This window comes from uncultured Arcticibacterium sp. (genome assembly GCF_964021845.1).
In the GTDB taxonomy this organism is placed as follows: domain Bacteria; phylum Bacteroidota; class Bacteroidia; order Cytophagales; family Spirosomataceae; genus Arcticibacterium.
In genome coordinates this window covers 323,414-343,522 of record NZ_CAXHZC010000007.1, presented here as the reverse complement: position 1 = coordinate 343,522, position 20,109 = coordinate 323,414, and the positions used below count along the sequence as shown (strand labels likewise).

The following is a 20,109-nucleotide window of genomic DNA, read 5'->3' as shown; positions in this document are numbered from 1 at the left end:
CGCAGGTCACCAAAGTAGACCAATACGATGGAGACAGTACACCAGACAATGATGACGGCGACCAAAGCGAAGACGACGAGGATAGTGCGAATATCAACCAACAAGAAGCGGACTTAAGCTTAACAAAAGCAGTAAGCGACGCCACACCAAACGTCGGTGATGAAGTAACATTCACCATCCAAATAACGAATGTAGGACCAGATGCGGCAACAAATGTTGAACTAGAAGATTACCTACCCATAGGCTATAGCGGCATAGCCAATATCACAGGAGGAGGCATCTACCAAAACGATAGCATCACTTGGAGAATCGACACGCTAATGTCAGGAGCAGACAGCACACTGACATTCACAGCGATGGTCAACGCCCCAACAGGAGCAAACGACGAGTACAAGAATACAACGCAGGTCACCAAAGTAGACCAATACGACAGCGACTCTACACCAGACAATGATGATGGCGACCAAAGTGAAGATGATGAGGACAGTGCTGGTATTACACCGGAGGAAGCTGATTTGTCAATTGATATTTCAGTAGATAATTCATCTCCAAATGTTGGGGATATAGTCACCTTCACAGTTCAAGTTAGTAATGATGGACCAGATGCTGCCACTAATGTTAAATTTGAAAGTTATTTGCCTGTAGGTTATAGTAATATATCAAACGTTTCTGGCTTTGGCGTTTATCAAAATGATACGATATCATGGAGTATTGATACTTTAAAGTCAGGCAGAGATAGTACAATAAGCTTTACGGCAATTGTAAGAATACCAACAAGCAGTCCAAAAGAATATTTAGCAATAGCCGAGGTAACTGCAAGTGACCAGTTTGACCCAGATTCGGAACCAGGTAATGGTGTTATAACGGAAGATGATTATGACTCCGCCTGCTTGAATCCTATTTTAAGAATCTGTAAGGAGAAAACAGTTAGTTACGTCCTAAGTGTTCCATCGGGTTATACGACTTACCAATGGCAAAGAAACGGCGAAGACATTGTAGGTGCTGATTCAAGCAGCTATGATGCTCAAGAGGCTGGTGTTTATACGGTTCTAATAAATGGAGAAACTTGTTTTGACGGAAATTGCTGTCCTTTTATTATAGAAGAAGACTGCGATTGTGAAATTATCAGTAACGCCTGTGTGCCGCTAATATTTAAGAAGACCAAATCTCGGACAAAGTGATATGAATTATTTTTCAGGGGCATTAGAAATTAAAGCTTCTAATGCCTTTAAGCATACCTCCATTCTTATACGCCCAAAATTATCCATGTTGAAGGTTTCGGTAGGGGCTACATTAGTGGCTAAAAAATATGTATTGTCCTTGGTTTTGGCGAAGCCTACAAACCAGCCAATGTTATTTTCGTTTTGTACTGCCCAACCTGTTTTCCCGTAAAGTGTATTGTCTTCGGTTTCTTTTAAAACCATGATTTTACTCATGATTTCATAGCTGTGCTCAGAAATTGGTAACTCTTTATTGGCCAGCCTCTGCAGAAAATCAATGTATTCAAATTGTGAAATTTTGGAATCTCCTTCAAGCCAGAAATTATCCACATTGGTACTATCAAAAACCATCCCTGGATATCCAATTTTATCTAGCGTAGCGTGCAGTTTATTCGCTCCAGTTTTTCTGGCAATTTCTTGATAGCACGGTACACAAGAGCGTTGGTATGCCTGATAGAAATTCATGTCTTGCTCCCATGATTTCAAAAACTTAGGTTCACCATCCCAGTAAAACATAGAGCTATCATTTTCTACAATCTCGTTTTCTAAAGCATTTATAGAATTGGCTATTTTGAAGGTAGACGCAGGTATAAACCCCGTCTTTGCCCATTCAAAATCGTTAGAGTAATAAGTGCTTTTGTTAGCGTCGTAAATTAAGACAGAGCCATTGATTAAAGAGGAATCTATGATTGACTGAAAGTCTGCACTAATTACTTCCTTTGATTCTTTGGTAGATGTACTGCAAGCGGTTATAAGGCTAGCTAAAACTAGTAGGAAAGCGATGTTTTTCATTTTAAAGGTATTATTAGGAAAGTATTAAGTTATTAAATGATTTTTCTTTAAAACTCAATAGCCCTGAGAATCGACTTAAAATATGCTGTATAGTACTATTGTTTCCTTAAAAAGTTCTAATTTGAAAATTAATAATTTAACCCTAGTGGAATGAATAAGTGGCTCAAAAGAATTGGAATTGTTGTTGGTAGTTTGTTGCTCTTGGGGGCTCTGTTTGTAGGATATTTTGTTTTCAGAGTAACCAAGGGGATGCCATTTTTTGAAACAGACGTGCCGTATATTGAATTTGCCGAAGGCAAGAAATCAATTCTTCTTTTTTCAAAAGCTAATGGCTTTGTCCATGGTGACGCTATTGATGCTGGAAAGAGGGTTTTCAATCAAATGGCCACCGAGAATGATTGGTTTATTTATCAAACAGACGAGGCTGGTGTTTTCAATAAAGAGCAGTTAGCTAAGTTTGATGCTGTGATTTGGAATAACGTTTCTGGTCAAGTTTTGACGGAAGAGCAGCGTACTGATTTTTCTAATTATCTAGAAAATGGTGGTGGCTTGTTAGGTATTCATGCTGCAGGAGATTTCTCTCATCATTGGCAGTGGTATTATGACCATGTTTTAGGAACTACTTTTTCGCATCATCCACTTAAGCCACAGCTTCAAGAGGCCGCTATTCATTTGGAAGATACGGCAGATAGTTTGACTAAAGCTTTTTTACCAGCGAGTCTTGACTTAAAAGAGGAGTGGTATATTTTCAATAAGGACCCAAGGGAAATGGGAGCAAATGTGCTTTACGCCATGGATGGGGATAAAATAATTCCAAATGGAAATTTGCTTTGGATTAAAGATAAAAATTGGGGTATGGGTGCGTTTCACCCGAACGTTTGGTCAATGGAAATTGAGAAAGGTAAAGCATTTTATGTAGCCCCTGGTCATACAGCGGCTACATTTGAAAATGCTGATTATATTAAAGTCTTGAAATACGGAATTGACTTCGTGTCAAAGAAAGAGTAGTCTATTTAACTGCTTGCCTAGCTAGCAGTTTCCAGTAGCCTTGTTCTTTTGTCCAAACATAAAGTATTTTCAGGCTTATGCTATTGGCCTTGCCGCCATCTTTAACGTCGGCTTTCATTACGCTTCTCACCCAAGCCACATCACCTTTTACTGTAATATCTGGGGTTCCAAAATCTATAGTGACAAAGTCCGACTCTCCACTTGTCAAACTATTAATAAAAGATTTTCTGCCTTCTATTTTACCACTTGAGTGGCCATAAGTAAGTTCTTCACAAGTAAGGTAGGCTAAATTCGCAGAATCTGCATTCATCATGGCTTTATGAAGTTTTATTACAGACTGGTCAATAGCTTTCACTGCGAGATCTTGTGTTCTTAAAAAAGCAAGGTGCATAGGTAACTGCACATCAGCTCTGGCAGACTCATCTTCTATAAAATGATATTTGACACCTATTTCTTTAGCGGCTTTCAGCACTTCTGCTATGTTAACATCACCAGAGCCTAGCACCACATTTCTTTGTTTGTCTTGACGCCCGTTTAAATTATCTACCGAGCCTATCATTCTGTCTTTTAGGTGTGTAACTGGTATTCTGTTCGGATACTTTCTCATAAGAGCAGCTGGGTCTTGACCAGGATTACGCATCCAAAAAACATCCATTTCTACGTTCACATATCGCGGGTCTGTATTGGCCATCATGTAGTCATACATAGTACCTTCTCCATCATAAGGTCTAAACTCATAACCATGAGCATGATATAAAAAAGATAAGCCTGCTTCGGCAAATTGCTTTCCAGCTTTGTTGAAAACAGCAACACCTTTTTTCATGTCTTCAAAAGTGAAGTCATCGCCATTATGAGGAATCCAATAGCAAACAGCGTATTTAGCTCCAAAAAATTTAAGATTGCTTATAACTTCCTTTACTTTTTCAGGGTCTTGAAGTGACTCAAAAGAAGTACCTCCTGCTATAACCTGAAAACCATGTTTGTCTAAAAGTTTTTTGTATTCTTCATTGGGCATATTTCTGTTTCCGGCACCTTCTAGGTACTTCACACCCATATTTTTTAGCCTGATAAGGCCATCTTCCACATCCTCTTTTACCAGGTCACGGGCGGTGCCCATAATAATGCCCACCTCTTGTGCTTGGAGCTGAAAACTAAGGGCAAAGGAAATAACTAGTACAATGATTTTTTTCATATTTCTTGTTAGGGTTTTATCAAAATTAAGCAAAAAAACTTCGCAAGAAACCAGTTGTAGATTATTTGGCTTTAAGGAGTTGACCAAAAGGAGAGGTTTGTCTTTTGATGGGCCGGTTGTAAACAGGAAAAGCCACTGCTCGGCGAGCAATGGCTTTTTTTAAAAAGAAAACTAAAGTTTATCTAATATTCATCTTCATTAAAGAAGAAGTCATCTTTCGTTGGGTAGTCAGGCCATATTTCTTCAATATTTTCAAAAGGCTGACCATCGTCTTCTAATTCAGAGAGGTTTTCCATCACCTCATTAGGTGCTCCAGAGCGGATTGAAAAGTCAATCAACTCATCTTTTGAAGCTGGCCAAGGGGCGTCTTCTAAATAAGAAACTAATTCTAAAGTCCAGTACATGTCTTCACTATGTTTAAATGTGTATTTCCTGAATTTGGCTGCAAAAGTATCAAAAACTTTTATTCAAAAACGTATTTTTGTGAAAAAAGTGTATCTCCTCTTAATATTTTTGAGACTGCATTGAAAATCAGAAACTTACAACGTGTATAAAATGACAATCGAAACCGAAATTTGCTGTTTCTCCCTAGAATCTGCCATGGTGGCTCATAAATTATCTGCTACCAGAATTGAGCTTTGCGGCGGATTTTTAGAAGGAGGCACCACGCCATCTCAAGGTTTAATCCAATTGGTTTTAGAGAAAACCTCTCCTAAAACTTTTGTTATGATTAGACCACGTGGCGGTGATTTCTGCTATAGCGATTCCGAAGTGCTTACTATATATAACGAAATAAACGCAATAAAAAAACTAAATCCTGCAGGTTTTGTTTTTGGTGCTTTAAAGCCTGATAGCTCTGTAGATATAGCCCTTTGTGAAAAAGTTATTTCTTGGGCAAAACCCTTCCCTGTGACATTTCACAGGGCTTTTGACCAAACAAAGGATGCTCTTAAAAGTTTGGAAGAAATTATTGAACTAGGTTTTGAAAGAATATTGACATCAGGGCTTAAAAATTCGGCTTTGGAGGGTTTACCTTTATTAGGGGTTTTGAAGGAAAAAGGTGCGGGTAAAATTCAAATTATGGCAGGAGCAGGAGTAAATGCCGAAAATGTTGAAACCTTTGTCAATGCAGGTTTAGAAGCAATACATTTTACTGCTAAGGATTGGGTAAAAAGCCCAATGGGCATTTCTGAAGTGTCTATGCAGTCTGGTACGCTTCCTGATGATTTAGGAAGGTATGAAACGTCTCTGGAGAAGGCCAAGACTTTGTTTGAAATAATTTATTCAAAGAAAAGGTAAAAGGTTACCGCATGACTGTTCAGCCTATCTATAACCGAAATGGGAGTGATGGCAGTGCCTGCACCTTTGTCTACCAAGTTTTTGATTCCATGTGAGAAGTGAACTTCTGGAGAGAGTTTGAAAAATTGACGGAACAACTCCATTCCAGCACCATATTCTATGCTTAAATCAGAGCTTTTGATACCGGCCGTTTTACCAATTTTTGATTTCCTAGCCAGGTTCACAGCATTTGTTTCAAAACCTAGTCGCATTCCTCCAAATACGTTCATTCGCATATTACCTCTTCGTAGTGATTTGTACCTAACTAAAACAGGAAGTTCAAACCAAGCTTGCTCTCTAGACGGAATAACCTCAGGGTCCTCGTTTACTGAAAGCTTTTTGGCATAGATAGCCACAGTGGGCATAACTCTTACGTCAATTTTTGTATTGATGGTGTTCAGGTTCATTAAGCCACCCATCTTTATACCATAGTCCATTGGAGAGGTAATGGAGTTTATAGAAGTGTTGGCCGCGGATAAAAACAGTTGGTTATGTTTGACACGGTAATTACTAAAGGCAACACCCAAGAAGTAACCAAACCTTATAGGCTTAGCATCGTAATCGGCTTGATGCTTTATTTTAGAAGTTTGAGCATGAGCAATGCTAGAAAATGTTAAACTAAGCATTAGCAATAATAAGCCTTTGAGAAAAAAGCGAGTAGCTCCCTCTAAGGTTTTTATGTTATTGGTAATCTTAGTCAAATGATACATTTATTTAATTGATTGCCTACTTGGTTCCTACATAGACCGAACAAATGCCGAAAGTAAGAGCTTTGCAAAAAGCATGCTTAAAACCAGCTTTTTCAAAAATTGCAAGAAAATTGTCTCCATCAGGAAAGGCTTTAACCGACTCAGGAAGGTAAGTGTATGCCGCGTTGTCCTTAGAAATAAGCTTTCCTATCAATGGTAAAATCTTTGTGGAGTAAAATCCATAAAGCTGCTTCATTGGAAAGCTTTTAGGAGTAGAAAGCTCAATAACCACACAAGTACCTCCTTCTTTGGTAACCCGGCACATATCAGTCAATCCTTTTTCTAGATCCTCAAAATTCCTTACGCCAAATGAAACGATAACTGCGTCAAATGTATTGTCATCAAAGAGTAGTTTCTCCGAATCGCCCATTTTAAGTTCAATCTTATCTGATAAGCCAAGTCTTGCCATTTTTTCGCGGCCATACTTGAGCATTCCTTCAGAAATATCCACACCAATTATCTTATCCGGATTTAGTTGTTTATTGGCCTCTATGGCCAAATCGCCCGTTCCTGTAGCTATATCAAGAATAAGTTTGGGTTGAGCTTTCTTTAAAAGAGACATGGCTTTTTTTCGCCAATAAATGTCAATTCCGCCACTTAAAACACGATTTAACAGGTCATAATTTTTAGAGATATTGTCAAACATCTCCGAAACCTGCTCTTTTTTACCTTCCGTTTTGTCTTTATATGGTACTACTGCCATTACTTATTTTTTAGTATGCCTTTGCAAATATCTTTTATTAACGTTGGTCCTTCATAAATAAATCCTGAATACACCTGAATTAGTGACGCTCCAGCATTTAGTTTTTCAATAGCATCTTCTGCAGTGTATATACCACCCACGCCTATTATTGGAAAAGCACCGTTTGATTTTTTATTCAAATACGAAATTACCGCTGTCGATTTATCTTTGACAGGTTTTCCACTCAATCCTCCTGCACCTATTTCATTAACTAAGATTTCAGAACTTTTAAGGTCACTTCGGTCAATGGTCGTATTGGTTGCTATAAGCCCATCAATACCTGTGCTAAGTGTGATTTCTACAATGTCATCTAGCTGACTTTCTGTTAAATCAGGAGCTATTTTAAGTAAAATAGGCCTTTTTATTTCTTTAGTATTATTTAGCTCCATGAGCGAATTCAGAATTCTACTAAGTGGTTCTTTGTCTTGTAACTCCCTCAAACCGGGCGTGTTTGGAGAACTAACATTCACCACAAAATAATCTACATATGGGTATAAATCTTCAAATGCTAAAATATAATCTGATAAAGCATTTTCATTTGGCGTGACTTTGTTTTTACCAATGTTCCCTCCAATGATAAGATTAGACCTTCTTGCTTTTAATAATTGTGCAGCATTAAAAGAGCCTTCATTATTAAAGCCCATTCTGTTAATAATGGCTTCATCCTCTACAAGCCTAAAAAGTCTGGGTTTAGGGTTTCCTGGCTGTGCTTTAGGTGTAACAGTACCTATCTCTATAAAGCCAAATCCTAAACATGAGAGCTCGTCCACCCAAAAAGCATTTTTGTCAAATCCGGCCGCTAATCCAACGGGGTTTTTAAAAGTAAGTCCAAAAATCGTACGCTCTAAAGACTTATCGGGAACCTCGTAAAGCGATTTTAGAATCGTTTTACTTAAAGGTAGCTTGCATGCTATTTTTAATAAATCAGTGACCGTGTAATGAATTTTTTCTGGGTCAAACTTCTTGAGTATGGGAAAGATTAAACTTTTATAGAGGTTCATTCTAGTGATTTAAAGAAGGAGCTGATAATACTTTAATGCAGGTACAAAGCTAGGCCTTAGGAAGTTTATTTCAAATGTATTGCAGGCTTTCTTCTTGAGGCTTTGAAATGAATAGCAGACCGCTGTGATTAGAAATGTACAATTTCTTCTTTATTATGTGTCACTCCTTTGGTTTGGATTTACCTCATTGGGTATTTGAATGAAGTTTCTTGTAATTCACTGTTTGATAGGCTTATTGGTCTTCCTATATCTATACCCACTTGGTAGGTATTTTTTGCCATTCATCTATAGGTGGTGCCGCTTAGAAATATTAATATTAAAATAATGCAAGGAAACTTTGAACCTTTTGAAAGTTTCCTGAGTTTTGCATTCGTGGAAGTGAAAGAAAGAATACTGCAAAAAGGAGAAGAGTTGTTTTTTAAACATGGTGTAAGATCTGTGACCATGGATGATATTGCTCAATCTTTAGGGGTGTCAAAGAAAACGATTTATCAACACTTTAAGGACAAACGCATGTTTGTGAATTCCGTCACGCAAACTGCCATGAACCGTGAAGTGTGTAAGGAAAGAGATTATCTTGAAGGAGCATCGAACCCAATTGAAGCTATAATTTTTGCTCGACAGATGATGCGTGAGCATTTGGCAAACTCAAGTGCTACCTTAATTCATGATTTGAAAAAATATTATCCATCTGCCTATAAGTTTTACGAAGAACATAAAAAAGGTTTTAGAGAAGTGATGGTTAATAATCTTAAGGAGGGCATTGAAGGAGGATATTATAGAGCAGATATAGATGTAGAAACACTGGCAACTTTAAGGTCAGAATCGGTAAACTTAGCATTCAATACTGATTTCTTTCCATCCACGAAATTTAACCTTTTAGAAGTGCAGTTAGCGTTTATTGATCATTTTGTAAGAGGTATAGTGACAGAAAAGGGCTTAAAGGTCTATGAAGCATTAAAGTAAAATAAATGAAAAAACTATTATTTGGAATTTTAGGTATTAGTACACTTTTCCAAGCCCAAGGGCAACAGGCCTTCTCTTTGGAAGAAGCTGTAGATTATGCTATTGTTCATCATGCAGATGTAAAAAACTCATTGGTGAAAAGACAAGACTCTGAGTTGGAGATCAAAGAGATTAAAACAACGGGTTTACCACAAATAAACGGGCAATTTCAGTATACCTATAACGCCATTGTACCTACACAGCTTATAGACGCCCAAAATTTTGACCCCACTGCGGCAGAAGGGGAAGTGGTTAAATTTAAGTTTGGTGTACCCTGGAGTGGGCAGGCTGGTTTAAGTATAAATCAATTGATTTTTGATGCCACATGGTTGGTTGGTCTTAGGGCTGCAGAAACCTACAGGCAGTTAGCCGATCAGCAAGTTGTTCAATCAAAGGTTACGGTAGCAGAAAATGTAACTAAAGCATACTACTCAGCTTTAGTAGCACAAGAAAGAGCAGAACTTTTAAAACTAAATATAAGCCAAATTGATACCCTAAGGTATAATACAGGTGAAATGCTTAAACAAGGTTTTGTTGAGAAACTTGACTTAGACAGACTTTCTGTTCAAAAGAATAACCTCGAAGCAGAACTTTCGAAAGTTAATAACCTGATCAGTCTTACATATCAATTGTTGAAATTTCAAATGGGTTTTGATGTTAATCAGCCTATTAGTTTGAAAGACAAACTGGAAGACCAAGAGTTAAAAGCTCTAAGCTCGGTAGCATATACCGAGGTAAATCCAGAAGACAGGATAGAGTATCAAACATTAAAGACTAACCGTAACCTTTTAGATCTAAATGTAGAAAGGTATCAGAAAGGAGCACTTCCAAATGTTGCCTTTTCAGGAACTTTAGGGGCAGGCCATAGTAATACTACTTTTAATCCTTTTGAAAAATGGTTTGGTTCTTCTGCCCTTTCTTTAATAGTGAATATTCCTATTTATGACAGTGGATTAAGAAAAATCCAGGTGGAGCGTCAGCGTCTTAATATTATTCAATTAGATAATACGACAGAAATGCTTCGCAACTCATTTAAGCTGGAAAACGACCAAGCTACGGTGAGCCTTAAAAATGGAATAGAAACCTTAGAGGTGCAAAGAAGAAATATGACTTTGGCAGAAGAAATTCTACGAGTGACAAAAATAAAATACCAACAGGGTGTAGGGAGTAACCTAGAAGTAGTTAATGCTGAAAATGATAACCGCCAAGCCCAAACAAATTATTTCGCTGCACTTTATGATGTGCTAGTAGCGAAAGTTGACCTAGATAAAGCACACGGAAAGTTAATAATTGAATAATCATTTTTTAAAAAGTATAAATGAAAAAGTACGCGTATTTACTCATCACTATTGCCACACTCAGTTTTATTGGTTTTTCATGTGGTCAAAAAGAAGCTACTAGTATAGAAGGTAAAAAAGCTCAGTTAGCTGAATTGCAAACGCAGGCTTCTGAAATCGGTAGTAAGATTGACGCTTTAAAGGCGGAGATAGGAATTTTGCAGCCAGAGGCTGAAAAAAAGGTTTCTCAGGTGAAAGCTATGCCTTTGTCGGCTCAAGATTTCTCTCATTATGTAGAAGCAAATGGAAGATTAGACGCTGTCAATAACGTTTTTGTGAGTCCACAAATGGGCGGTGCATTGACACGTGTTTTTGTAAAAGAAGGTGATTATGTTAAAAAAGGTCAAACCATTGCGACTATTGACAACAGCATTTTAAGAAATAGCATCAACGAAGTTAAAATTCAGCTAGAAACTGCTAAAACTATTTTTGGACGTCAGGAAGCACTTTGGAATCAAAAAATTGGTACAGAGATTCAGTATATTCAAGCCAAAGCTCAGGTAGAAAACCTAGAGAAAAGGCTATTAACCATGAACGCCCAAGATGCTCAAAACACAGTGGTAGCTCCTATTGCAGGATATGTAGACGAGGTAAGAATGAAAGCTGGCGAAATGGCATCTCCAGGTTTGGGTATTGTCAGAATTGTAAATCTTAGTGACCTTAAAGTAGTGGTAAATATTCCTGATACCTATGCCGGAACTATTCAGAAAGGTGACTTAGTGAAGGTTAAATTTCCTGACTTAGGAAAGGAAATCACGGCAAGGTTAAGTTTTGTGAGTCAAACAGTAAACCAAATAAGCAGAACATTTACTGCCGAAGCAAAGGTACCCTTTGATAAGCAACTTAAGCCAAACCTAAATGCTATGGTGGAAATTCAAGACCAAGCGAGAAGTTCGGCTTTGGTAATTCCTCAAAACTTAATTCAGAGAACAGAGCTAGGCGACATAGTGTATGTAGCCGAGACCGAAGGAGAGAACCAAGTTGCAAGGGGTAAAGCTGTTACTACAGGCTTAAGTTATAATGGACAAATAGAGGTTTTAACCGGTTTGACCGCTGGCGACATCTTAATTACAGATGGATATCAGGAGATTGTAGACGGTGAATTGGTTTCTTATTAATAAGAAACCCGCAAGGTATTCTTGTTTTAAAGCCATTAAAAAATTACAAAAATGACAGATTCAAAAGAAAATATAGAGTCAGAAAAACAACCGAAAGGCAAAGGGATTATTTATAACCTTATAGGAGGTTTAGCTAATAATAAGACCACTGTTTATTTAGTTACATTTCTGCTAACCATAGCAGGATATGCTATCTATGACAACTTGCCAAAAGAGCAGTTTCCGGAGATTGTAATACCTCAGATATACGTCAATACAGTTTATGCTGGTACGGCTCCCGAGGATATCGAGAACCTTATCAATAAGCCTTTGGAAAAACAAATTAAGGCGGAGACTGGTATAAAGAAAATTAAGTCAAATGCACTTCAAGATGTTTCTGTGATATTGGTAGAGTTTAATACCAATGTGTCTGTAGAAATAGCGAAAGAGCGTGTCAAAAGTGCTATAGACAAAGCAAGAAGAGACTTGCCAACAGATTTGGATCAAGACCCAACGGCTATTGAGGTTAACTTTTCGGAGTTTCCTATCATGAATATTAACCTTTCTGGGCAGTTTCCTTTAGAAAAAATTAAAACCTATGGAGAGCAAATTCAGGATGAGATAGAGTCTTTATCTCAAATTTCTCGTGTAGACATAGTAGGAGCTTTAGAAAGAGAAATTCAGATTAATTTAGACCTTCAAAAATTACAATCTTATGGATTAGCCTTTAGTGATATCCAGATGGCAGTTCAAAATGAGAACGTCAATATTTCTGGAGGAGAATTAAATGTAGGGAATGTAAGAAGAACACTTCGTGTCAAAGGGGAATTTAAAACCATAGAGCAATTAAGAAATGTGGTGATTAGGTCTGGTTCAGGAGCCACGGCAAAACTTTCAGAAATAGCAGAGGTAGTAGATTCTAACGAAGAAAGACAGGACTTCGCAAGACTAGATAATGAGCCCGTAATTACCCTCAATGTAATTAAAAGAGGTGGAGAGAATTTAATAAGTGCCTCGCAGGCTATTGAAGAAATACTGGCGGATTTTAAAGAAACAGCTCCAGCAGGTTTGAATATTACTATTACCGCTGACCAGTCTGAAAGAACCGAGGCAGACCTTAACGACCTTATTAATACGGTGGTAATGGGTTTTATCTTCGTGGTATTAGTATTGATGTTCTTTATGGGAGTGAGAGATGCCATTTTTGTAGGGCTCTCAGTTCCACTTTCGGCACTTTTGGCACTTTATCCTTTGATGTTGATGGGCTTTACCCTTAACACCATTGTGCTATTTGCTTTCTTATTAGGATTAGGTTTGGTGGTAGACGACGCCATTGTGGTGGTGGAGAACGCCCACAGGATTTTTAATAAACATAAGAATCTAAGTATAAAAGAAGCTGTGAAAATTGCGGCATCGGAGGTGTTTATTCCGGTAATGGCAGGTACATTAACTACCATTGCTCCATTCTTTCCATTAATATTCTGGCCAGGAATGGTAGGGGAGTTTATGAAGTATCTCCCTTTCACTTTGATATTTACACTCTTTGCCTCATTGGTGGTTTCTTATGTGATGAATCCCGTTTTTGTAATCACTTTCATGAAAAGAGAAGATGAAGACAAAGGCAAAGACCAAGGTTTCAAAACCTTATTAAAACCTTTAGGTATTCTAGTAGGTATAGCGGTTTTGTTTTATCTGATATATGCTGGTTCAGGTGTTGCAGGCTTCTTCGGAGCTGGAAACGTTTTGATTTTGATTGCCATCTTGTATGTGTTTAATCATTATATTCTAACACCCAAGTTGATTATTCCTTTTCAAGAAAACTTTTTACCAAGTCTAAAAACAGGATATGGAAAGTTAATTAGATGGATAATTAAAGGATGGAGACCAGTATGGGCCGTTTTGGCATCGGTGGTACTTTTAATTGGAACATTCATCATAATGGGCATTGTGAAGCCTTCGGTAATTTTCTTCCCTTCAGGCGAGCCAGATTACATTTATATTTATAATGTAATGCCTATAGGTACAGATGCTAGAAAAACGGATGACATTACTAAGCAAATTGAAAGCAAGGTGTTTGCTGTTTTGAACGAAAACAATGCCATGCCAGCCGTTAACTCGGTTATATCAAACGTGGGTAAAAATGCAGGAGACCCTATGAATCCTGACAGGTCAGACACACCGCATAAATCTAAGGTGACCATCGCCTTTGTTGGTAAAGAGCATAGGGGAAATATTTCTTCTCAGTTTTTACTTTCAGAGGTTAGGGATGCACTGCAGGATATCCCTGGAACTGAAATATCGGTAGAAAGAGAGAGCAATGGTCCACCAACTGGTAAAGCCATTACCATCGAAATTACAGGGGAAGATTTTGCGGTATTGGGTGAAATTGAAAAACAAGCACTTAAGAAAATTGCAGATTCAGGGATTCAAGGGATTGACGAACTAAAGACAGATTTAGTAACTAACAAGCCTGAGATTGTTGTAGAAATTGATAGAGAAAAAGCTTCTAGAGAGGGTATTAGTACTGCTCAAGTAGCCATGGCTTTAAGAACAGCCTTATTTGGTTTAGAGGTATCTAAGTTTAGAGATAATGATGATGAATATCCTATTCAGCTGCGTTTAAAGAAGGACGATAGAGACCAAATAGAAAAGCTGTTAAGCATGAATCTGACATTCAGAGACATGAACATGGGTGGTGTCTTAAGAAGTGTTCCTTTAGCAACTGTGGCAGACATTTCGTACTCTACTACCTTTAGTCAAATCAATAGAACAGATGCCGAAAGAACCATCACTTTGAGTTCTGATGTAACTCCTTTATATAAAGATGAGGCTACGGTTATTAATCAAAAGATTTTTGCGGAGCTACAAGATTTAGAGTTGCCGTCGGGTTATACTATTAGCCAAGGTGGTGAGCAAAAAGAACAGGCAGAAGCAATGGCTTTTTTGAGTTCGGCATTCGGAATAGCAATGGCCATGATTTATTTGATTCTGGCTGCTCAGTTTAATTCCATTATAAAGCCAATCATTATCTTCTTCACTATTATTTTGAGTTTGATAGGGGTGTTACTAGGCTTCATGGCATTTGGTAAAACATTCTCTGTTATCATGTCAGGTGTGGGAATTATTGCCCTTGCCGGTATTGTGGTGAAAAACGGTATTCTCTTGATAGAGTTTATTGATGAATTAAGAAAAAGAGGTTATACAGTAAAAGAGGCTATTATTGAAGGAGGTTCCACGCGTTTGACGCCAGTACTTTTAACGGCATCGTCTACGGTATTAGGTATGATTCCTTTAGCTATAGGGTTAGCCTTTGACTTTGGAGCACTTTTCGTCGATTTGGAATGGGCTGTAAATATCGGTGGTGACAGTGCTGTCTTCTGGAATATTTTGGCATGGACCATTATTTTCGGACTTATTTTCTCTACCATTCTTACTTTGATAATTGTACCATGTCTGTATTATTTGTCTGACAGGTTACAGAAAAAAATCAGAGGAGAGGAGGCTATTGAAAATGAATATAGAAAAGATGAGGAAGACTTAGCTTTTGCTTAGGAAGAGCTCTCAATATTGTTTAGTTAAAATCCAGTTGACATTTGTTGACTGGATTTTTCTTTTCGTAATGATTAAAAATAAACTTGAGTTTTTGCGGGCTAGATACTAGGTCATTATATAATTTTATATAATGAGAAAGGCTAGAATATTTCTTATTTAATTCGGTGAAGTGTATTCATTAAAGAAACTTAAGATGAAAAAAATACTATTTCCACTATTATTAATTGCCTGTATGGCATGTCAAAAGGAAGTAAAAAAACCTGAAGAAGAAATATTGGTGACAATACCAGACGCCTTTTTTGAAACTAAGCTTGTGGAGCAAAAAATTGACAGTGAAGGAGAGGTTAACGGTTTTGTGAAAAAAGAGGATGCTTTAAAGGTAGACACTTTAAATGTGTCTTATGGCGGAGTGGGTACTTGGCCCGGTGAAATTTCGTCTTTAGCTGGTATTGAAGCTTTTGAGAATCTCAAATACTTAGACTGTTCTGGCCAATCAATAGAAAAACTCGATCTAAGTGGAAATTTAAATTTGGAGGTTCTGTACTGTGGTGGAATTTATGCCGGCGGCGGAGGTACAGCCAAACAGGTTCGTTCAATAGATGTAGGGGAGAATAGAGGCTTACGAATTCTATCTTTTCCTTATACGTATGTAAAGAATATTGATTTTCTAAAGAACCAACCAGAACTAGAAGTTTTAAATTTAACGAACTCGGATATTTCTAAACTTGAAATCCAAAAGAACAAAAAATTAAGAAAGCTTTATGCCAGTGCATGCTTTAACTTATATGGTGGAAAAGTTAGGCAAGTAGATTTAAGAGAGAACACTAAACTTGAGGTTGTCCGCTTATTCGCTCAAGGCCTTACAGCTATTTGTGTGGCGAATATTGATTTTGATAAACTAATTATTGATACTGTGCCAAATGGAGATGCAACAGGTAACTGGCTTCAGGAAGAAACTGCGTGGTTTAAAGATGATTATACCACATATTCTTTATGTGAGTAAACATTTAGATTTTCACCTCCAATCTTAAGACCTCACGGAATATTTCGTGAGGTTTTTTTGTGCCTAATTTCTTAGGAGAAACAAAATGCCTAATTTCAATCTTTCAAAACAACCCATCAATGAAATACATAGCATCAATAGACCAAGGAACCACCAGCACACGCTGTATCATTTTTAATAAACAAGGCGAGATAGTATCGGTAGGTCAAAAAGAACACGAGCAAATTTTCCCTCAAGCGGGCTGGGTAGAACACAATCCTGAGGAAATAAGGCAAAACACTTTAGAAGTGATTGCCAACGCACGCATAAAAAAGAACATAGCTATTTCAGAAATTATGGCCTGCGGAATCACGAATCAGCGTGAAACTGCTATGGTCTGGAATCGTAAAACAGGTAAGCCCTATTACAATGCCATAGTTTGGCAGGATACCCGTGTAGGGAAAAAGGTTGACGAGCTAGAGAAAAGCCTTGGCTCCGACTGGTTTAAAGAAAAAACTGGACTTCCGTTAGCCACTTATTTTAGTGGTTTGAAAATTCAATGGATTCTAGAAAATGTAGAAGGCGTAAGAGAAGCCGCGGAAAAAGGAGAAGCTGTTTTTGGTAACATGGATACGTATACTGTTTGGCATTTAACAGGCGGTATTGACGGTGGTTTGCATCTTACAGATGTGACAAATGCATCTAGAACGCAACTAATGAACATCAATACTATGGAGTGGGAAGATGAGATTTTGGAGAAACTGAATATTCCAAAAGCCATGCTACCAAGGATAGAGCCAAGCAGTAAAGTTTATGGTAAAATAAAGTCAGAGCCATTAAGGGGAGTGCCATTGGCCGGAATTCTGGGCGACCAGCAGGCAGCCCTAGTAGGTCAAACTTGCTACGCTCCGGGGGAAGCAAAAAATACGTATGGTACAGGTTGCTTCATGTTAATGAATACAGGAACAGAGGCTATTCCATCTAAGTATGGTCTATTAACCACGGTAGCGTATCAATTTGATGGGCAACCAGTCCATTATGCTCTGGAAGGTTCGGTAGCCATAGCTGGAGCATTGGTGCAGTGGCTTAGAGATAATTTGGGGATTATCAAAAAAAGTGAAGATGTTCAGAAATTAGCCGAATCTGTTGAGGATAATGGAGGAGCGTATTTTGTGCCAGCTTTTTCTGGTTTATATGCTCCGCATTGGAATAATAACGCCAGAGGAATTATAGCAGGATTAACCAGGTATGTCAATAAAGGGCACATCGCCAGAGCTGTTTTAGAGGCTACCGCATATCAAACAAGGGATGTGCTGGAGGCTATGGAAAAAGACAGTGAATTAGAAATTAAGTCACTCCGAGTAGATGGTGGAATGACGGTGAATGAGTTGCTGATGCAATTCCAGTCTGATATTATGGATGTGGAGGTTATTCGCCCTAAAATGATAGAAACTACAGCACTAGGGGCCGCTTATGCTGCTGGAATGGCAGTAGGTTATTGGAAGAATTTTGAAGACTTAAAACAAAACTGGGGTATTGACAAAACTTGGGAATCAAAAATGCCATCAGAAAAAAGAGACAATTATTTCAAAGGCTGGAAAAAAGCCATTGAACGAAGCTTAGACTGGGAAGAATAGGGAATTACGATTGGCAATATTTTGTTTTTATAATGAAGAATTTAGAAGCAAGCTTTTTTGGAGCTCCATAGGAGCTAAACGTCGGTAGAAAAAATAGACAAGAAGAAATAATTCGTTTGGCGAGATTTTGGCCCAAAAAGCCAAAATCATGACAAACGTTTCATTGAAGTCTCTAGCAGAGTAGCGTGTTTATTCTCAACCAAAAAGAAAAATAAAATGGAAATATTGTCAATCAATCATCCGAACATAAAATTAAGGCTGTCAAATGGCGAAGTACAAGTTTTTGATTTTGAGGCATATCTAGATAAAACAGTACCAGAAGCCAATAACCCATATAGGGCTATCTTAGAACAACAGATGTTTGACAAAGCCTACACAAAAGACGGCAGACTAATTTGGGACGGCGTCTTAGAACTACAAATGTGCGGCGGTGACACCATGTGGATGCCAGCCGAGTTTACGGAGAGGGAGGTTTTAGAGAATTCTAATAAGTGAGTAGAAAATATTCTATTCGGAAATTTCATTTTTTTCAAACTCAACAACCGCTTCTGCAAATATTTGATATAGCCAGTTTTGTTCCGTTTAAAGTTGCCTCCTTTTTTTAATTCAAAAATCCCTTCAAAAACTCATCAGGCGTCAAAACAGGAATGGCAGATTCCTTAAAATCCTTTCCGTTTCTGGTAATTATCATTTCACAGTTTGCTCGTAAGGCACTGTAGTATTGTAAAGCATCTTCAAAGTCTGTGAATTTAGAAAGGAGTCCTTTTTCAATGATTGTTTCATCCAATGGACAAATCTCAGATATGGCTTTAAATTTTCGGAGTTTTTCTAAGGTTTGCTCTCTCCCGTAATCTCTGCTAATTATGTAATTAACATTGGCGTAAGTTAGAGCGGAAACTACTAGCGTAATTTTTCTTTGGTCTGCCAGCGTTACAATCTTCTCAGCAAGATTATTAAAGGGTTTACGTTCCCCTAAAACATCCACAAGAATGTTTGTATCTAGGAATACCCTCATATCACTTGTATTTTTCAAGTAAATAATTTCGGATTTCCTCTTTGTCATCAGAGTCGCTGGCTATGCTTTTACCCACCGACATACTCTTCACATAGGGCGAAATTTCTAAGTCTGAAGCCGTTTGTTCGGTGCCGCTGACAGCTTTGAGATAATCTTCTATGATTCTAGAAAGACTTCTTTTCTGGGTCTTGGCATATTCCTTAGCTTGGGCTATTACCTCTTCGTTTAGTTTTAATGTGAGTTTAGCGTCCATCCTGTTTGATTTTTTATACGTACAAATATAATAAATATGTACGTAAGCTAAAACAACTAAAACCAATGCACCATTTTGCTCCCAAAATCACCGACTAAGAATGGAGTAAAGTAGCCTATTCTCAAGCTATTTATAATTTAAAAGATTTAGGGGTGATGAAAATACGTGGAAGAAAAGGCGTTTATGTGTTTAGTGTTTTCCTTTTATTCTTTCCTAGTTTCCTGTCTCCGCAACAAGTTAAGGGCGTTTTTATAGTTTAGAAATTTCTACTTTGGAAATGGGAAAATCGCTTTTATCAAAGGCTCCTAAAATAGCTTCTACGCCTTCTTTTGAACCACTACCTAGGTCGAGTTTGAAATTGACATATTCTTTAGTTTTACTGATATATCGATAAGAATGAATCAATCCTGTTTCCTGACTATTTGATGAGTTATTAAAATGCTCAATTGTTTCACCCAATAAATCAGTTACATGCTGGACAAGTTCCTTAGTTATTATTGTGTCAAACTTTAATTTTAACCGAACATCTATTTCCACCTTTTTAAGGTGAACAACAAACCTATACCCGTCTAAATAAAATTCCTTCTTCTCTCGAGCTCTATCAAGGATTTGATTTTTAAGGTATTCAACAGAAACATAAGGCTTTAAAATAAACTCTACATCTTTCTCTACTATGTCATCCAATAGTTTTAACTCCTTTTTTCTATCCTTGTAAAACCAGAATATTTCACATTCGAATCCATAGTGACCAAAATACCCCAACATTAGCTTGGGGGCATACGTTTCGAAGGTCTCTCTATTAAAAACCGGCTTCGATGGTATGCTTAAACTAAATTCCTTGGGGTCAAAAATTTCACCTATTTCTTTCAAAAAATAGTTGGTAACATAGTTTTCAAGACACTTTTGAAAACTTTTAGAAGCGTGGTTAAAAACGCAAACATCTCCTTCGTAATATGTTCTTGCCCAATATTTCAATTTCCTCTAGATTTTAAAGTTTAATATTCTGGATGTACGACTTAAGCTCTGAACCATGATAGCAGTATCGAAAGGCTTTATTTTTACTCTTAAAGCCACGTAAATTTAAGAAAATGAAAGTTTTTTGTACTAACAAGAAATCAATGATTTGAAGTCCGGAAGAATAGGGTTTTTCTTTAGGTATTGTGCAGGGCTTTTTTAGATTCCGTTTGAA

General features: G+C 37.6%; 19 protein-coding genes. 10 read left to right on the top strand and 9 right to left on the bottom strand.

Features of this window, described 5'->3' with window-relative positions; genetic code table 11:
• Nucleotides 1-1,181, top strand: a 1,181-nt coding sequence (locus tag AADJ06_RS19020; protein WP_341228078.1) for a DUF11 domain-containing protein, incomplete at its 5' end; no start/stop codon positions are given.
• Between the two features lie 6 nt (nt 1,182-1,187).
• Here the strand turns inward: AADJ06_RS19020 and AADJ06_RS19015 are convergent.
• Nucleotides 1,188-2,012 carry a penicillin-binding transpeptidase domain-containing protein gene (locus AADJ06_RS19015; protein ID WP_341228077.1) on the bottom strand — a complete coding sequence of 275 codons (825 nt, stop codon included), beginning with the start codon at nt 2,010-2,012 and terminating at the stop codon, nt 1,188-1,190.
• A 150-nt stretch (nt 2,013-2,162) separates the two neighbouring features.
• On the opposite strand from AADJ06_RS19015, the gene AADJ06_RS19010 reads away from it, so the two are divergent.
• Complete coding sequence (locus AADJ06_RS19010) at nt 2,163-3,020, top strand: ThuA domain-containing protein (RefSeq protein ID WP_341228076.1); 858 nt, start codon at nt 2,163-2,165, stop codon at nt 3,018-3,020.
• A gap of 1 nt (nt 3,021) precedes the next feature.
• Here AADJ06_RS19010 and AADJ06_RS19005 read toward each other — a convergent pair whose 3' ends face one another.
• Both AADJ06_RS19005 and AADJ06_RS19000 read right to left on the bottom strand, forming a co-directional pair.
• Nucleotides 3,022-4,212, bottom strand: a complete 1,191-nt coding sequence (locus AADJ06_RS19005; RefSeq protein ID WP_341228075.1) for a DUF4440 domain-containing protein — start codon at nt 4,210-4,212, stop codon at nt 3,022-3,024.
• Between the two features lie 182 nt (nt 4,213-4,394).
• On the bottom strand, nt 4,395-4,616 hold the full coding sequence (locus AADJ06_RS19000) for a DUF2795 domain-containing protein (protein WP_096193716.1): 222 nt from the start codon (nt 4,614-4,616) through the stop codon (nt 4,395-4,397).
• A gap of 151 nt (nt 4,617-4,767) precedes the next feature.
• On the opposite strand from AADJ06_RS19000, the gene AADJ06_RS18995 reads away from it, so the two are divergent.
• Nucleotides 4,768-5,511 carry a copper homeostasis protein CutC gene (locus tag AADJ06_RS18995; RefSeq protein ID WP_341228074.1) on the top strand — a complete coding sequence of 248 codons (744 nt, stop codon included), beginning with the start codon at nt 4,768-4,770 and terminating at the stop codon, nt 5,509-5,511.
• On the opposite strand, the gene AADJ06_RS18990 is transcribed toward AADJ06_RS18995, so the two are convergent.
• Genes AADJ06_RS18990 through AADJ06_RS18980 form a run of 3 tightly spaced genes read right to left on the bottom strand, consistent with a single transcriptional unit; the run spans nt 5,493 to nt 8,042 of the window.
• Complete coding sequence (locus tag AADJ06_RS18990) at nt 5,493-6,260, bottom strand: outer membrane beta-barrel protein (protein ID WP_341228073.1); 768 nt, start codon at nt 6,258-6,260, stop codon at nt 5,493-5,495. The genes AADJ06_RS18995 and AADJ06_RS18990 overlap by 19 nt on opposite strands.
• Before the next feature lie 16 nt (nt 6,261-6,276).
• Nucleotides 6,277-7,002, bottom strand: a complete 726-nt coding sequence (gene ubiE / locus AADJ06_RS18985) for a bifunctional demethylmenaquinone methyltransferase/2-methoxy-6-polyprenyl-1,4-benzoquinol methylase UbiE (protein WP_341228072.1) — start codon at nt 7,000-7,002, stop codon at nt 6,277-6,279.
• Nucleotides 7,002-8,042, bottom strand: a complete 1,041-nt coding sequence (locus AADJ06_RS18980; RefSeq protein ID WP_341228071.1) for a quinone-dependent dihydroorotate dehydrogenase — start codon at nt 8,040-8,042, stop codon at nt 7,002-7,004. The genes ubiE and AADJ06_RS18980 overlap by 1 nt, the downstream gene beginning before the upstream one ends.
• 324 nt (nt 8,043-8,366) lie before the next feature.
• On the opposite strand from AADJ06_RS18980, the gene AADJ06_RS18975 reads away from it, so the two are divergent.
• The 7 genes from AADJ06_RS18975 to AADJ06_RS18945 all read left to right on the top strand — a co-directional run bounded on the left by AADJ06_RS18975 (nt 8,367) and on the right by AADJ06_RS18945 (nt 18,147).
• Nucleotides 8,367-9,008, top strand: a complete 642-nt coding sequence (locus AADJ06_RS18975) for a TetR/AcrR family transcriptional regulator (RefSeq protein WP_341228070.1) — start codon at nt 8,367-8,369, stop codon at nt 9,006-9,008.
• A gap of 5 nt (nt 9,009-9,013) precedes the next feature.
• Nucleotides 9,014-10,345 (top strand): TolC family protein, encoded by a 1,332-nt coding sequence (locus AADJ06_RS18970; protein WP_341228069.1) that lies wholly within the window; start codon nt 9,014-9,016, stop codon nt 10,343-10,345.
• A gap of 20 nt (nt 10,346-10,365) precedes the next feature.
• Nucleotides 10,366-11,502: an efflux RND transporter periplasmic adaptor subunit gene (locus tag AADJ06_RS18965; protein ID WP_341228068.1), complete on the top strand. Its 1,137-nt coding sequence runs from the start codon at nt 10,366-10,368 to the stop codon at nt 11,500-11,502.
• Between the two features lie 51 nt (nt 11,503-11,553).
• Entirely contained in the window at nt 11,554-15,033 is a 3,480-nt protein-coding gene (locus AADJ06_RS18960; protein ID WP_341228067.1) for an efflux RND transporter permease subunit, read from the top strand.
• 193 nt (nt 15,034-15,226) lie between these two features.
• Entirely contained in the window at nt 15,227-16,036 is an 810-nt protein-coding gene (locus AADJ06_RS18955; RefSeq protein ID WP_341228066.1) for a hypothetical protein, read from the top strand.
• A gap of 119 nt (nt 16,037-16,155) precedes the next feature.
• A complete protein-coding gene (glpK, locus tag AADJ06_RS18950) occupies nt 16,156-17,652 on the top strand; it encodes a glycerol kinase GlpK (RefSeq protein ID WP_341228065.1) in 1,497 nt (498 codons plus the stop codon).
• A 216-nt stretch (nt 17,653-17,868) separates the two neighbouring features.
• On the top strand, nt 17,869-18,147 hold the full coding sequence (locus tag AADJ06_RS18945) for a hypothetical protein (RefSeq protein ID WP_341228064.1): 279 nt from the start codon (nt 17,869-17,871) through the stop codon (nt 18,145-18,147).
• A 106-nt stretch (nt 18,148-18,253) separates the two neighbouring features.
• Here AADJ06_RS18945 and AADJ06_RS18940 read toward each other — a convergent pair whose 3' ends face one another.
• From AADJ06_RS18940 to AADJ06_RS18930, 3 genes are all read right to left on the bottom strand, one after another.
• Nucleotides 18,254-18,667, bottom strand: a complete 414-nt coding sequence (locus AADJ06_RS18940; protein WP_341228063.1) for a PIN domain-containing protein — start codon at nt 18,665-18,667, stop codon at nt 18,254-18,256.
• Between the two features lies 1 nt (nt 18,668).
• Entirely contained in the window at nt 18,669-18,920 is a 252-nt protein-coding gene (locus AADJ06_RS18935; protein ID WP_341228062.1) for a DUF6364 family protein, read from the bottom strand.
• A gap of 249 nt (nt 18,921-19,169) precedes the next feature.
• Entirely contained in the window at nt 19,170-19,895 is a 726-nt protein-coding gene (locus tag AADJ06_RS18930) for a hypothetical protein (protein WP_341228061.1), read from the bottom strand.
• Between the last annotated feature and the right edge of the window lie 214 nt (nt 19,896-20,109).